Raw genomic sequence first — 13,957 nt, 5'->3', positions numbered from 1 at the left:
CTCCGGGGTGGGGCGCACGAAAAGCTACGAGCTCGCGCGTACCGGGCGGTTCCCCTGCCTGGTGCTGCGCGTCGGCCGCAGCTACCTGGTCCCCACCACCGGACTGCTCACCCTGCTCGGCCGCACTGACGGCACGGGGCAGCCCACACCAGAAAGCGAGTGAACACCGGATGCCTGCCGGAACCACCTACAAATCGTGTGGCTGCCGCACCTCCGAGGGACGGCTGCTGCGCACCAAGCGCCCCAAGCTGCGCCGCAAGGCGGGGCGAAGCGTGCGGGCCGCGGTGGGCCGACGTCGACCTGGACGAGGGGACCGACCGGGTCCGGTGGCAGATCACCACCGCCCGGCACACCGGCGACGCCTTCCGGGCGGCTGGACCTTCGTTACCGCACTGGTGCTCATCAGCGCGGCGGCCGCGCTCCAGATCCGCCGGCGGCAGAGCATCCCGCACACCGAGGACGGTGACAATTCCCCACAATTCAGACCGCTCGCCGCCACCAGACGACCGCTCGTCCGACACCCCTGGACCGCCCTCCTGACCGTCCGGCGTGATCGTGCGATGCTCCGCCCGACGGCGGGTGGGGCGACCCCACCGCCACCGGCCAGGAAGGGGTACGGCGATGCGCGCGAGACGGCGGACGACCTGGGCGAACGGACGGAGCCGCAGCTGGCGGCTGGCCCTCGGAGCGGCGGTCGTGGTGGTACTGGGCGGCGCCGCCGCCGCGCCACCGGCCGAGGCGGCGCCGAAGGCGGAGGAGTGCGAGTTCACCGTCCAGAAGGATGTCCCCGCCACCATGCGCGACGGGACGGTGTTGCGCAGCAACGTGTTCACGCCGAAAGGGGACGGCGAGTTCCCCGTCATCCTGATGCGGCTGCCCTACAACAAGGAGGGCGCCCTGAGCTTCGTCTATGGCCCCCCCGACCGTTACGCCAAGGCCTGCTACCTCGTCGTGGTGCAGGACGTCCGCGGCGAGTACAAGTCGGACGGCACCTTCTACCCGTACCGGAGCGAGGCCGAGGACGGCTACGACACCATCGAGTGGTCCGCCAAGCTGCCGCACTCCAACGGCAAGGTCGGCATGTACGGGTTCTCCTACCCGGGGCTCACGCAGTGGCTGCCCGCGACCCTCACGCCCCCGCACCTGGTCACGATCGCCCCGGCGTTCACGTCCTCCGACATCTACGACGGATGGACCTACGAGGGCGGTGCGCTGTACCAGGCGTTCATCCAGGACTGGCTGCTGAGCTTCCTCAACGGGGGCGTCATCAGCAAGCTCCCCGACGGCGCGAAGCTGCGGGCGGAGATGACCCAGGCGTCGCGGGACCTGCACGCCAAGTGGTACCGGCACCAGCCGCTGAACAACTTCCCGCCGCTGTACCCGGAGGACGACCGCATCGCGCCGTACTACTTCGACTGGATCGACCACCCGAGCGACGACGACTACTGGAAGCGCTGGAGCATCCGCACGAAGTATCCGCAGGTCAAGGTGCCGTCGCTGAATTTCGGCGGCTGGTCCGACATCTTCCTCAACGGGACGGTGGAGAACTTCGCCGGGATGCGCGCCCAGGGCGGGTCCGAGGTCGCCCGGCAGGGCACGCAGCTCCTCGTCGGGCCGTGGACGCACGGCGGCTCGGGTCGCAGGGTGGGCGCCGTCGACTTCGGTCCGGAGGCGGTCGTCGCGGTGGGCGATCTGCACCTCCGCTGGTTCGACCACTGGCTGAAGGGGATCGACAACGGCGTGGACGAGGATCCGCCGGTGAAGGTCTTCGTGATGGGCGCCAACAAGTGGCGCACGGCTGACTCCTGGCCGATCCCCGGCACCGCCAACACCACGTACTACCTGCACAGCAAGGGCGACGCGAACACGGCGAACGGCGGCGGCACGCTCGATACCACCGCGCCCGCGACGGACGAGAAGGCCGACCAGTACCAGTACGACCCGGCGAACCCGGTACCGAGCGTCGGCGGCCGTTTCCAGAGCTCGGTGCCCGGCGGCCCGCAGGACCAGCGGCCCGTCGAGCAGCGGCCGGACGTGCTGGTCTACAGCACCCCGCGGCTCACCAAGGACACCGAGGTCACCGGCCCGATCTCGGTCACGCTGTACGCCAGGTCCTCGGCGAAGGACACCGACTGGACGGCGAAGCTCACCGACGTCCAGCCGGACGGCACCTCGATGCTCGTCCGGGACGGCATCCAGCGCGCCCGGTACCGGGTCTCGCTGGAGAAGCCGGAGCTGATCACCCCCGGGGAGGTCTACAAGTACACGATCAAGCTGTGGCCGACCAGCAACATGTTCAAGGCGGGCCACCGCATCCGGCTGGAGATCTCCAGCAGCAACTTCCCGATGTACGACCGGAATCCGAACACGGGCGGGAAATTCGGCGCCGACACGACCACGCAGCCCGCGTCGCAGACCGTCCTGCACGACCCCGAACACCCGTCCTCGATCACCCTGCCGATCATTCCGGCGCCCGTCCACTAAGAGACTTCTCGATGGCTACGCTGCCTCCACGACCCGGCCCAGCAAGCCAAGATCACCGACCCCGGCATCTGTCACGGCCACGCCGGGCTCTACCAGACCGCCTGGCGAGCAGCCCATGACGCCACAGACCCCGCACTCGCCGCCCGCCTCCCCGTTCTGGCCGATCGCCTCGGCCAGCACGCGCGCCCCGACGCGGCGCGGGGCAGCGGATTCCTCGATGGCAACGCCGGGGCCGCCCTGGCCCTCACCACCGCCGCCGGCGACTCCGCACCGACCTCGGGATGGGAAAGATGCCTGCTGATCAGCTAGTCGGGTCACCCACCGAACAAGCCGTGATCGCCGTCCTGGCCGGTGCGTCCCTCGCCGAGACGGCCACTACGGCCGGGCTGGAGCGAACCGACCTGGCCGAAGCCGGCGAAACCTACCGGCTGGGCCGGCGACAGGCCCTGACCAAACAGGAGGCGGCCAGCTGGCGGCAGATCTACGTCCGCTTCCCCGACTGGGACGCCAGCGAACACAACGCTGTGACCCACCTTGCTCCGTTCTGGAGTCCACCGGGTTTGTTGAAGCGATGTGTTCCTGGCCTGCAGGTTTGTGTCTTCTTGGTTCGATGGCCGCCCTCCTCATCGGCCGTGTAGATGGCGGGCATGGTGCTTCCCAGGGGGTCTGGTGGGGTGTACCGGCGGTGGGGCTGTGTGGCTGTGTGGACCCGCAGTCGGGGAAGGCGTTGGGCGCGTGGTGTCCGAAGCTGGGGACTGGCGGTCGGCATGGGAACTGGTACATCCGGCTTGAGTTGCCGGTCGGGTCCGATGGGCGTCGGCGGCGGATCCGGCGTGGTGGTTTCGCTACGCGGAAGGCGGCTGAAGAGGCGCTGGCGCAATTCGGTAGCCCGCGCGGAGCGGGCGGCGGCGGCCTGCTCACGGTGGGCGAGTGGCTGACGCAGTGGCTGGCCACTCGTGCCAGGGCGGCGTCCACGATCAACCATTACGCTTGCCATGTCCGCCGCCATCTGGCCCCGTACTTGGGCCGGATCGTGCTGGCGGAGTTGTCGGTCGCGCACGTGCAGGCGATGTTCGCGGCGATAAGCCGTCAGCACGATGCGCGGGGTGCGCCGTTGTCGGCGGCGACGCTGAACCGGATCCGGGCGACGCTGCGCACCGCGTTAGACGCCGCGGTCCGCCACGGGCTGATCGGTGATAATCCGGCGTCTCGGGTGGAGTTGCCGGTGGCGCGGTGTCCGCGGGCGGTGGTGTGGACCGCGGCACGGGTGGAGCACTGGCGGCGGACGGGGGAGCGGCCGCCGGTGGCGGTGTGGACGGCCGCGCAGACCGCCGCGTTCCTGCACGCGCTCCGTGAGCACCGGCTGTATGCGGCGTTCCACCTGATCGCGCTACGAGGGCTGCGGCGAGGGTGTGGTGTTTGGGCTGGTCAGGGGCGGCGCGCCCGGCAGGATTCGAACCCGCGACCGTCGGATTAGAAGTCGGCTATCAGCCCTGTCGACGCGTTATTCCAGGTGCTAAAGCCCGTCAGTCTGTCCTGTTCTGTATAGCCACCAGCGGCCAGCGCTGTCGCTTCGTACCGCTGGCTACCCAAGCGTTCCGCGACATTCGAGCAAACATCGAGCGAACACGATCCGGTGCTGCGTAGGTTCGAACCCTCTGCAGGGCACACACCAGGGAACCCTCCTCGTGCAGGCGCGGCGGGCGTTGTCCTGACCCGGCGGCTCCCTCACACAGCCGCCTGACCAGGCGCCGCAGCAGGAACGGCGGCCTGGCGGACCCAACCGAACCGGCCCACAGCAGGGCGACCCACTTCATAGAGTTCTCGCATGCTCCGCTCACCGCGCCTTGAGGCGCTCTTCGGGAAACGACTCGATCAGGTGACCTTCGCCGACGTGCAGGGGCTCGTGGGGAGAGAGGAAGCAGCCGAGGCGGCCGACCTGGATTACAAGGAGCTCGTCCACGCCAAGAACCCCGAGCAGAAGGCGGAGTTCTGCAAAGACGTTGTCGCGATGGCTAACGACCGCGGCGGTGCCCTGATCGTCGGAGTCCGGGAGGACGGCGACCAGGCGATTCCCGAGGCGATCACCAAGGTCGACGTCACCGATGGTGAACGGCAACGGCTTTACGCGGTACTTACCAATACGGCACCGCACCCGCTTGCCGTCGACATCGTGCCCGTCAACGATCCTGACGATCCCGGCCGCGGCGTCCTGCTGGTCCTCGTCGAGCGCAGCGCGCTCGCCCCGCATACCGTCTTGGACACGCGCGAAAAGGTCCATCACCGGGATGGCTGGCTGCGGTACCCCATACGCAACGGGGCCGCAACGCGCTGGATGCAGGAACCCGAGATCGCGACCCGGTACCGCGACAGATTCACCCACGGCCGGTCGGTGCAGGACCGGGTCAGCGAAGTGGAGCTCGAGTGCCTGCTCGCCTACGAAGAGCGTGACCAGTGGGACGGTGGCGATGACGGCTCCGCCTCACAGCCGAGTTCACCCTTGGCCCCTCGCGTGCCTCACATCCCTTACTTCGAGGAGAACCGAGAGCCGGCCCGCCCCGTCCTGGCCGTCACTGTGGCTCCGGAGGTCGCCGGGCGGCTCGTCATCAACCGCGCGTCGCTGATGGAGTTCCAGCGGTCCATCGGAACCACATCTGTCTTGGTCGGCCGAGACGTCACCTTCGAGAACGTACAGGTCGCGCCGGGCCGCCTCCTAGCCAGCTTCGGCGCCCCCATCATCGGTCTGTACGCCGAATTCCACGAAGACGGCTCCGGCACATTCCTCGTCACGCTGCTCCCACCTAAGAGCGACGACACGGTCGAGCTGTTCGCACAGGACGCTATGTTCTACGTTCTCTCGGGTCTCAGGTGCCTTGGACGCCATGCCCGGGATCGCACCGGCGCTACTGGTGTGGCCGCAATCCGTTGCAGCATCCTCGGAGGGATCAACGAGCTCGGTGGCGCCGAAACGGTCTTGCCTCACCGGGGCGACCCGTACGAGATCAAACTCATCTCCGAAAGCAACCACGGCGAGTACGCGAACCTGCGCTCCACTACCCGCGCCGTCGGCAACGCCTTCGCTCACGTCGACGACCTCGCAGTCGACGGGCCAGGGTTGATCTCGGCCGCCGCCATGGTCTCTAACGAGGCATGCCACGCCTTCGGGCTTCCAGAGGTTCCCCTCCTGGACATCAACGGCACCATCAATTTCCACCATTGGGGCCCGCGCATGAAACCCACAATTGCCGCTTGGGCGAACACATTCGGTGCAGGAACCTGACCGGACGTCCCGCTACGGCGCGCCGAACGCCTCCGCCAAGCGTTCGGCGTAGTCGCCGGCTTGCAGGTCGAACGCCGTCAGTCCGTGCCCGAACCGGAAGACGCCCCTCGACTCCCCGGCTGCGGCTGCGGCTGCGTCCCGCGGCCCTTCCCGGCTCGGCACGGCCCGTGCTGGACGGTGCCTGGTGGCCCGCTCGGCCGACTCGGTCGCACAACTGCCGGGCTTGATCCTGGCCTTGCAGGACCACGGCCCGATCGACGACCAGCGTCCCATCACCCACGTCATGCTCCGGGTGGACGGCTGGGACAGCCGTCCCCGGCGGCTGCGCATCGACGGCCCGGCCGACACCCGGGTGGTGCGGCTGAGCTGGTTCGACTCCCTGCCCTCCGGGCTGCTCACCGCGATCCACGCCGACGGCCGGCGCGTGGACCTGCTCACCGTCCCGGTCTCCACCCCCCAGGCCGGGGCCGAGGCGTCGATGGAGCTGGCGTCCCACCCGCACAACCTCCTGCACACGCCCGACCTGCTGGCCGCCCTCACCCCGCCACCCGGCCGGATGGACCAGGCCGGCACCCCGACGGTCTCCGAGAGCGACTGGGAGTCCGTGGGCGGACGACTACAGGAACGCCTCGCGGCACATTGATCCGCTCCGCCGCCCGGCCGGCCGTCATCCGGCCGTCCGGGACGGCGCGCCCGCCCACCGGTGATCGGAGATCACCATGACCACACTCACCGCCACCGCACCCGCCATCGCGTCCGCCACCACGGGCCTTGTCCGGGCCCCCGACGAAGTGCGGATGCCCCCACCGGCGTCCCGGCCACACCATCGTCGCGTTGTCGGGTGCCCTGGACGGCGCCGCCGCTCCAGCGCTGCGCGAGCACCTGATCGGCGCGTTGCGGCACAGCGGCCGGCTGCTGATCCTCGATCTGAGAGAGGTGGCGTCCGCCGACGCGGCTGGACTGGCTGTATTGGTCGGCATCCAGCGCCGCGCCGCAGGGCTCGGCATCACCGTACGCCTCGCCGCCCCAGGCCCCCAGGTCGCCGCGCAGCTCCGCCTCACCGCGCTCGACCGCACCCTCACCGTCCACCCCACCCGGGACATCCACGCCGAAATCGCTGTATAACCGGCGACGCGCGCTGGCTACAGCCTGATTCGACGCATTCCGGGCGACTGGCCATCCGTGTTCCAGAGCGTGATTGGAGTGCAGGAACTCGCGGTGGCCGGTCAGGTAGCGAGCGGTGGTCTGGAGCCCAGAGCGCTGACCGGCGGGCAGCGCGGCGGCTCGGGTGGTCATGTCGCCGATGACCTGATCGATGTTCCCGGCGAGCAGCCCGAGTGTCCAGGCGGCCACCTGTTGTTCGGCGGCGGGGTCGTCGGGAGCGTGCAGGCAGCGGGCGGCGCGTCAGCAGTACTCCAGGACGTGGATCAGGTCGCAGCCGATGTGGATGGTCACCTTGCGGCGGGCGGCCTCGGCCTTCAGCAGGTGGATCTGGTGCAGGTCGCCGTCGACCAGCACCACCCAGGTTCGTGCGTACGCGGCGTCGCGGGTCTGGGCCTGGTCGAACGCCGTGCTGATCACCTGCTGGGCCAGGTCGATCACTGATCCTATAGATCCATTTGCCGGTGGCGGCGGTCCGGCCCGCACCGGCCGCTGCCCGCCGCGTGTGGTCGGGCTGATCACATCGTGCGGGCGGCGCAGCGCGGGGACGACGTCGTGGACCACCCCCAGGGTCGCTATCCGCTCGCGATACAGCTTCTCCCCAGAAGCTAGCCGCGTGCGAAACAGGCCGCGGCGGCGGGCGGCGGCTCTGCGGGTGGCTGGGCGCAGCGCCTCGGGCCGCATGACGATGCCCTTGCCGTCGGTCGAGATGACCAGCAGTTCCTCAGCGGTGCGCGGCTCGGGGGTGCGGGCGGCGTAGAGGTTGTCGATGTCGGTCGCAACGGCGACCACCAGGTCCTCGATCTGCCGTTTGCCGATCACCTTCCCGCAGCGGGCGGTGATCGCGGCGTGCGCGTCGTCGAACGACCCGCGCACCGCCTCTGCGACGGCGAGTTTGGCCAGCCCGTGTGAGTGCTGCCCGGCCGGCAACGATAACTATTCGTCGGCCAGATAGCGGTTGCGCATGCCCGGGGCGCGGATCGCGCAGCGGGTCACGGTCACCGTTCCCACCACCGTGGCCAGCAGCCGGTGATGTCCCTTCTCCAATCGCCCGGCCGGATGGTTGGCCACCAGGTGAGCCTGTTCTCGCAGCGCCCGCAGGTCCAGGTGATCCTGGAGCAGTTGCCGCACCACCTCGCGCCCACGATGCTCGCAGAGCTCCTCCAGCTCGGCGTGTAGGAGGCTGGGTACGGCGGGGCGGTCGGGCGATGCGCGCCGAGTTCGGGCGGGCGGTGCGCTGGCCGAGAGGTTGCCGCGGTGCTGTACTGAAGGACACGTCGTTCTTCACGCAGATTGCTTTTGAACGGCCAGAAATCCGCGTGGCCGGCGATCTTGATCTGAACCGTGGGACGGGAGCTTGGCATGGCTGAGTTGCTGCGATTTCGTACACGTGACGGCCGTTATCTCAGCGGCGGATGGGAAGGCGCGGAGGGCGGCGCGCGGGAGGCGGGCGGCGCTCTGCATGTCGTTGGCGGCGAGCCTTCTCATCTGGAGACGTTCGTGCCGGTGGAGGGCTCCGCTCTCCCTCTGGGTGACGGCGGCCAGATTGCGTTGGCCGTCTGTGATCAGAGCTGGGAGCCCACGGGAAAGCTGTTCCTCATAATCTCCCACTTCGAGCTCTTACCGAACGGCGTACAGAAAGTGGTGTTCGGCGGTCCGGAGACGGACGTGTGGTGCGAAAGCTGGGGCATCTATCCGCCCACCTCCACCCACTGGTTGTGGAGGAATCTGTTCACCGTTGAAATGAACCCGCATGGCGAGCTGTCGTTCCGCGTCATAGACAGGAACGTCTGGTACCTCCGCATCGACAATGACGCCATTGTGCTGGCGGATGGAGCAGCGCCGTTCCAGGACGACACGACCTTCATCATCGAACACGGCCCGTTCGACTGCGCCGCCGTAACGGGACAGATCATTGACGACATCACGCGCAACGCGCTTCCAGGCGCTCGCATCACAGCCGACGGCGGGTATTCGGGAACCGCGGACGCGTCGGGAAACTTCTTCCTGGCAAACGCCGGAGCCTCCACGCCAGCGTGCGTACCGGCTGGGGCGCTGACCGTGGTCGTGACCGAGGACCGTCATCTGTCGATGTCGGAAACACTCACCGTCCCGGCCAGCGGGAGCGTTTCCGCGCAGATCGCGCTCACCTGCCGGGAGATCAGGGGGGACGTGACGGACGAGTCCGGGCTTCCGCTGTCCGACTACAGCGTGACACTCACTGGCCCGGCCGGAAGCGGATCGCCAGAGGAGTTCGTGCCGGACCCGAATTCGGGAGAGTTCGTCTTCAGATGCGTGCGGCAAGGAGACTACAAACTGGCCTACCCCGGCGCCGAAGACGTCAGCCTCAGCGTAGGAGCCAACAATCCCCCGTACGTGCACCTCGAAGTGGGGACGGCGTCGATAACCGGCCATGTTCTGGACGACCAGAGCGGCCAAGGCCTGCCCGGTGCGCGAGTGAGGATGGTGACGGGCGTCGCCCCGTTGCCGCTACCGGCGACCTCGGGGCCGCCGCCGGCCGCCGGCCGATATCAGCTGACGGGTGTCCGGGCCGGCAGTCCCCTTGTTCGCGCGACCCTGGACGGATACGCGCAGGCCGATGCGACGGTCGTCGTCCCATCCGGCCAGACCGTGATCCAAGATTTCCGTCTGGTAAGGGAGGCGCCGGCCCGGGCAGCGGTCTTCAACACAGGCGTTGATGCCACTGGAGCCGTCCTGAGCGGCGGGGCGATGGATCCTCATTGGCAAGTCGTCGCCGGACCTGGCATCTCCTCCGCCCAGCCCGCGTTCGTGGTCCAGAATCAACACCCCTTCGGCATGTACTTCGCGTCCACTGACTCGGCCTGGATCTGGGTGAACAACGACGGGTCAGGCGCGGTCGGCGGTGACTACACGTTCCGGCTGGAGTTCAGCGTGGCGGCGAAGACCACCGGCACACGCATCAGCGGAGGGTGGGGCTGCGACAACAATGGGCGGATATTCCTCAACGGAAAGCCTCCGGCGGGAACCGGAGTGTTCTCTCTCATCGGTGGAGGCCCGGGAACTTCCAGACCATGAAGTTCTTCACCCTCGTAGCCGACTTCGTCGTCGGCGTGAACACGCTCGACTTCATCGTCCGCGACGATACCAATCCGGGCGGCCTGAACGTAGCCAGGCTGAATTTCACCCCCTAGATCGTTGATGGGGGTATTGCTGAACCGGTCATGGGCAGCAGGAAGGGCGTCGAAGATCGGTGTGTGAAGACTGACCCTGACGCCCTTCTGATCGCACTCTACGTGCATCTGGACGACCATGTGCTGCCTTTGCTCTCGCTTTCGCCGCAGCCTCGCGCAAGCGCGGGCGTGGCCGACCCAGTTGTTGACCGATGCCGAGCTGATCTGTGTGGCCACCGCACAGGTGTTGCTGTGCTGCCGTGGAAGGCACGGCGGTGGCCATGGTCGCCTGGTGCCAGCCGCGCCTTCGGGAGAAGGGCACGGTGTAAGGAGAGAGGGGGAGGTGAGCAGCCAGCTCCCCCTCTTGACGGCGTACCCGTTGGCCGCGTCCAGCAGCGCCGTTCCCGCCCCGGTGCCCTGGGCGTCGGGGCGGACGGCCAGTTCGTTGATCTCATGGCTTCCGATCAGCCACGCCGCTACGCGCTCGGGTCTCAGGTGAGCGGTGACGTCGGGGTCGCGCCGATCGGTAACGAACGGTGACCGGGTGGTCCATCCCGATACATGCACTTAATAGGTTGAAACAAACTGCACGTCAGCATACCCGCTCGGCGGCATGAGTGTGAGCCCGGTTGACGGCGCTGGGGGCTTCAGCCTCTGTCGAGGCTCTCGACCAGAACAGCTTTTGTAAGGGAAATGACGCCCAATGGTCGTGGCGGCGATCCGGGGAACTCCGGTCATTTGCCAGCTCGATGCCGGTACGCCGAGGTTGGGTTCGTTGAGGGTCTGGGCCCCGGACGGCCGGGGTGAAAGCCAGAAACGGGGTGAACCGTTCCGGGACGCCTCCCGGACCTTGACGGCTTAGGGGTGAGGCGGCCCGGGTCGGTGCCTGCAAAGGGGCCATGGCGTCCGGCGCGGTTTCGGTGTCCAGGCAGCTGGTCAGCGGGGCGTGTTCCAGGCCGCGGTCGGCGACGCCGAAGAACCGGCGGCGTGGCGTGGTGGTTGGTCTTGGTCAGTGGAGGGGGAAGCCGAGCTGGTGGCCTTCGCGTCGTAGTTCGTCGCGGGCGGAATGGGTGGGCCACCTCGTCGATGATCTGTTGTGCCGGGGACGCGGCGTCGTGTCCCAGATGGTCGCGGTGCCCTGCTCGCTGACGATGTAGCTGTGCTGGAACGAGGTGACCGGGCCTGCCAGGCGGGGGATGACGCTGGAAACGTCGGCGCGGGGATGCCAGGACGGCAGGGCGATGATGGCGTGGCCGCCGGGGGAGTGCAGGGCGCCGACGACAAAGTCGGGCTGGCCGCCGAAGCCTGGGTAGATGACCCCGCGGACGCGGCCTGCGTTGGCCTGGGCGTAGAGGTCGACCTGCAGGGCGGAGTTCACTGAGATCAGGCGGGGGCGTCGGGCGATGAGGTTGGGGTCGTTGGTCTTTTCGGTGCGCAGCATCCACATGGTTGTCCAGGGTGACAATGCAATTGATGTCCGGATCTTCGTGTCGCATGCCGGCCCTGACACAGCATGGGCAGAGTGGGTCGCCTGGCAATTGCAGGTCGAGGGCTATGCGGTCGAACTCGATGCCTGGCACTGGCGCGCAGGTGATGACTTCGTGGAACGCATGCGGGATGCGGTGGAGCGTTCAGGAGTTCTGATGATCGCGTTGTGGTCGGCTCAGTACTTCGATGCGCGCCACGCGACGAGAGATGAGTGGTCGGCCATCCGAGTCGCGATGCTGCAGGGCGACCCGACGGAGATCGCGCTCGCCGAGGGAAGCGGACCGGACCTGCCCGCGCGGCTGGCGGCCCGCGACGAACGCCGCCGCGCGCTGTTCCGTTTCGACGCGCGGCTACGGATGATGTCCACGGTCGCCCAGCATGATGGGCGCTTTCGCGTGTACGTCAAGGGCGCGCCGGAAGCCGTCCTGGCCCGGACGTCCGGTGCCGATCGTGACGCGGTCATGGCGGTGGTCGCCGATCTTGCCCAGCGCGGGCTGCGGGTGCTGGCGGTCGCCGTGCGGGACCTGCCGCCCGGCGCCGGCGCTCCGGCCCGCCGCGAGGACGCCGAGGCCGGGTTGCGGCTGCTCGGGCTCGCCGGCCTGTACGATCCGCCGCGCCCGCAGGTCGCCGGGGCGGTGCGGCGCTGTCACGACGCGGGCCTGCGCGTCCACATCGTCACCGGGGACAACGGCGCCACCGCGGCCGCCGTCGCCGCGGAGGTCGGCATCGGCGTCGGGGCGCTGGACGTCCTGCCTTCTGGTGGACTTTCGTCCCCCCTGCCCCCGTAGACCCGCTTTCAGGAGTCGAGGTGGCCGTGGCACATGCCTGATCGTCGGAGTGGCGCCATCGCCGCACCGATCGTCGTGGGAACGGACGGGTCCGCGGCGCCGACCGCGCCGCGGACCGGGCGGCCGCCGAGGCGGCTGGCCTCAGGCCGGGCGGTGGCGGAGGCGGTCGAAGCCAGCCCAGGCCTCGTCCCAGACATGGTAACGGCGCTGGTCGAAACGGTGGCGCAGCAGCACGTACAGGCCGAGCAACGGCAGTCCGGTCGCCGTGGCGGTCGCCGCAGACCACGGTGACCTCGCGCCCGCTGCGCAGCCTCCTGACATTTACCACCGTGGCATCGACACGGTGACGCGTGGCGGCCTCGTACCGTTCGGCCCGCGACCCTGAATCGTTGACCTGATCGACGACACGGGCGCAGAGGGCCGGGTGACGACCAGAAAGACCACGAGCAGGAGCAGGCCGGAAAGCCATTGGACTCGATCCGCCGGGCGGCGCAGGTCGATGTCGTCGAAACCGCAGCGACGGCGCCAACGATCCACACTTGACCACGTTTTCGACGGCTTCATGGCCGCGTCCCTTCTACCTTTCCGATAATGCGCGCAGGGCATATGGGCGGCTGCGCCGACGCGACATGAACGGTCCGGCCGCCGGAATGCCGTTATCGGTCAGCGTTTCCCACGGTGACCTCCGCCACAATGGACCGACGTCCCCGGCGGGAGGGGCCGAAGGTCCCGAGCCGTCCGCCGGAATAGTCGAGTGCGGTGGCGGTGGTGGCGCTAAGCGACGGGTTACGCGGAAGGCTGGACCAGGACACGGGTGACGCCCGGGACGGTGCGGGCCAGTACTTCGACGATCCGCTCGGTGTTCGCGTCGTCCCGGCCGCGCAGTTCGACCACGCCGTCTTTCACGGCGACCTGCCACGGTCGCGCCTGTGGGGCGTACGTGGCCAGGGAGGCCAGGACATCGTCGCGGATCCGGGCGTCGCCCCTGGCGAGCATCGCGATGAGGTCGCGGCGGCTGATGACGCCGATGACGTGGGAGCCCTGCACGACGGGGACGCTCTTGATCCGGGTACGCACCATCATCTCCGCGAGTTCGGCGACGTCGGTGGTGGGACGCGCGGTGCGAACGCCGCGGGTCATGACCTTCTCGACGGTGCGCGCCACAGGCGCGGACGGTGCGTTCCGCGGCCGGGCGAAGGCACGAGGGTCCGACTCGAACTCGCCGCGGAGCAGGTCCATCTCACTGACGATTCCGATCAGCTGGCCGCTGGGGTCGACGACGGGCAACGCGGTGACGTCGTGCTCGTGCAGCACTCTGATGGCCTGTCGAACCGTGGCCGACGGAGGGATCGTCACCACAGGCGATGTCATCGCCTCACCAACCAACATGGCGTTCCCCTTCTTCCGGAGTTCGTTCCCCGGCCGACCGGGCCTACCCGGTGCCCTTGCTCAGGATGGGACGCCGCGGACCGTCCTCGATAGGGACCAAGGGCCTGTGCAGGACCCGCCACAGGTCCCGGGGCGGCGGCTCCCGGTCGCCCGCGCGCGCGACGCGGCCCGCGAGGGAGGCCGCGCACGACAGGGCGGGGCTGCGTGGGCGGGGG

At 68.7% G+C, this 13,957-nt stretch carries 13 protein-coding genes and 2 pseudogenes; 10 read left to right on the top strand and 5 right to left on the bottom strand.

Annotated elements, in window-relative coordinates; translation table 11 throughout:
• Positions 1-621 precede the first annotated feature (621 nt).
• The 5 genes and pseudogenes from ETD83_RS31720 to ETD83_RS31705 all read left to right on the top strand — a co-directional run bounded on the left by ETD83_RS31720 (position 622) and on the right by ETD83_RS31705 (position 5,764).
• Positions 622-2,484 (top strand): CocE/NonD family hydrolase, encoded by a 1,863-nt coding sequence (locus ETD83_RS31720; RefSeq protein WP_138648888.1) that lies wholly within the window; start codon positions 622-624, stop codon positions 2,482-2,484.
• A 332-nt stretch (positions 2,485-2,816) separates the two neighbouring features.
• Positions 2,817-3,122, top strand: coding sequence for a hypothetical protein (locus ETD83_RS42945; RefSeq protein WP_171064545.1), 306 nt, complete (start codon positions 2,817-2,819; stop codon positions 3,120-3,122).
• Positions 3,056-3,355 (top strand): annotated as a pseudogene (locus ETD83_RS46150) (Arm DNA-binding domain-containing protein); the annotation flags it as partial. The gene ETD83_RS42945 and the pseudogene ETD83_RS46150, both read left to right, overlap by 67 nt.
• A 51-nt stretch (positions 3,356-3,406) precedes the next feature.
• Positions 3,407-3,961 carry a site-specific integrase gene (locus ETD83_RS31710; RefSeq protein ID WP_230421324.1) on the top strand — a complete coding sequence of 185 codons (555 nt, stop codon included), beginning with the start codon at positions 3,407-3,409 and terminating at the stop codon, positions 3,959-3,961.
• Between the two features lie 351 nt (positions 3,962-4,312).
• On the top strand, positions 4,313-5,764 hold the full coding sequence (locus ETD83_RS31705) for an AlbA family DNA-binding domain-containing protein (protein WP_138648886.1): 1,452 nt from the start codon (positions 4,313-4,315) through the stop codon (positions 5,762-5,764).
• 12 nt (positions 5,765-5,776) lie between these two features.
• On the opposite strand, the gene ETD83_RS42940 is transcribed toward ETD83_RS31705, so the two are convergent.
• Complete coding sequence (locus ETD83_RS42940) at positions 5,777-5,926, bottom strand: hypothetical protein (RefSeq protein ID WP_171064543.1); 150 nt, start codon at positions 5,924-5,926, stop codon at positions 5,777-5,779.
• A gap of 22 nt (positions 5,927-5,948) precedes the next feature.
• Here ETD83_RS42940 and ETD83_RS31700 point away from each other — a divergent pair, with 22 nt between their 5' ends.
• Both ETD83_RS31700 and ETD83_RS31695 read left to right on the top strand, forming a co-directional pair.
• A complete protein-coding gene (locus ETD83_RS31700) occupies positions 5,949-6,407 on the top strand; it encodes a DUF5994 family protein (RefSeq protein ID WP_138648885.1) in 459 nt (152 codons plus the stop codon).
• A gap of 128 nt (positions 6,408-6,535) precedes the next feature.
• On the top strand, positions 6,536-6,889 hold the full coding sequence (locus tag ETD83_RS31695) for an STAS domain-containing protein (RefSeq protein ID WP_138648884.1): 354 nt from the start codon (positions 6,536-6,538) through the stop codon (positions 6,887-6,889).
• A gap of 279 nt (positions 6,890-7,168) precedes the next feature.
• On the opposite strand, the gene ETD83_RS31690 is transcribed toward ETD83_RS31695, so the two are convergent.
• Both ETD83_RS31690 and ETD83_RS45545 read right to left on the bottom strand, forming a co-directional pair.
• Positions 7,169-7,855, bottom strand: coding sequence for a hypothetical protein (locus ETD83_RS31690; protein ID WP_138648883.1), 687 nt, complete (start codon positions 7,853-7,855; stop codon positions 7,169-7,171).
• A gap of 6 nt (positions 7,856-7,861) precedes the next feature.
• Complete coding sequence (locus ETD83_RS45545) at positions 7,862-7,996, bottom strand: hypothetical protein (protein ID WP_268920518.1); 135 nt, start codon at positions 7,994-7,996, stop codon at positions 7,862-7,864.
• Between the two features lie 291 nt (positions 7,997-8,287).
• Between ETD83_RS45545 and ETD83_RS31685 the strand changes: the two genes are divergently transcribed.
• Both ETD83_RS31685 and ETD83_RS46325 read left to right on the top strand, forming a co-directional pair.
• A complete protein-coding gene (locus tag ETD83_RS31685) occupies positions 8,288-9,982 on the top strand; it encodes a carboxypeptidase regulatory-like domain-containing protein (protein ID WP_138648882.1) in 1,695 nt (564 codons plus the stop codon).
• A gap of 179 nt (positions 9,983-10,161) precedes the next feature.
• Positions 10,162-10,330: pseudogene (locus ETD83_RS46325) on the top strand (IS982 family transposase); the annotation flags it as partial.
• 756 nt (positions 10,331-11,086) lie between these two features.
• Here the strand turns inward: ETD83_RS46325 and ETD83_RS31670 are convergent.
• A complete protein-coding gene (locus ETD83_RS31670) occupies positions 11,087-11,518 on the bottom strand; it encodes an acetyl-CoA hydrolase/transferase C-terminal domain-containing protein (protein WP_230421323.1) in 432 nt (143 codons plus the stop codon).
• Between ETD83_RS31670 and ETD83_RS31665 the strand changes: the two genes are divergently transcribed.
• Positions 11,508-12,353, top strand: coding sequence for a toll/interleukin-1 receptor domain-containing protein (locus ETD83_RS31665; RefSeq protein ID WP_205717995.1), 846 nt, complete (start codon positions 11,508-11,510; stop codon positions 12,351-12,353). The two genes, ETD83_RS31670 and ETD83_RS31665, sit on opposite strands and share 11 nt — an antisense overlap.
• A 786-nt stretch (positions 12,354-13,139) precedes the next feature.
• On the opposite strand, the gene ETD83_RS31660 is transcribed toward ETD83_RS31665, so the two are convergent.
• Positions 13,140-13,724, bottom strand: a complete 585-nt coding sequence (locus ETD83_RS31660; protein ID WP_268920517.1) for a CBS domain-containing protein — start codon at positions 13,722-13,724, stop codon at positions 13,140-13,142.
• Between the last annotated feature and the right edge of the window lie 233 nt (positions 13,725-13,957).

It is taken from the genome of Actinomadura soli (assembly GCF_005889715.1).
Lineage (GTDB): Bacteria > Actinomycetota > Actinomycetes > Streptosporangiales > Streptosporangiaceae > Spirillospora > Spirillospora soli.
The sequence above is the reverse complement of the archived record's forward strand: the minus strand, read 5'-3'. Positions and strand labels throughout refer to the sequence as shown.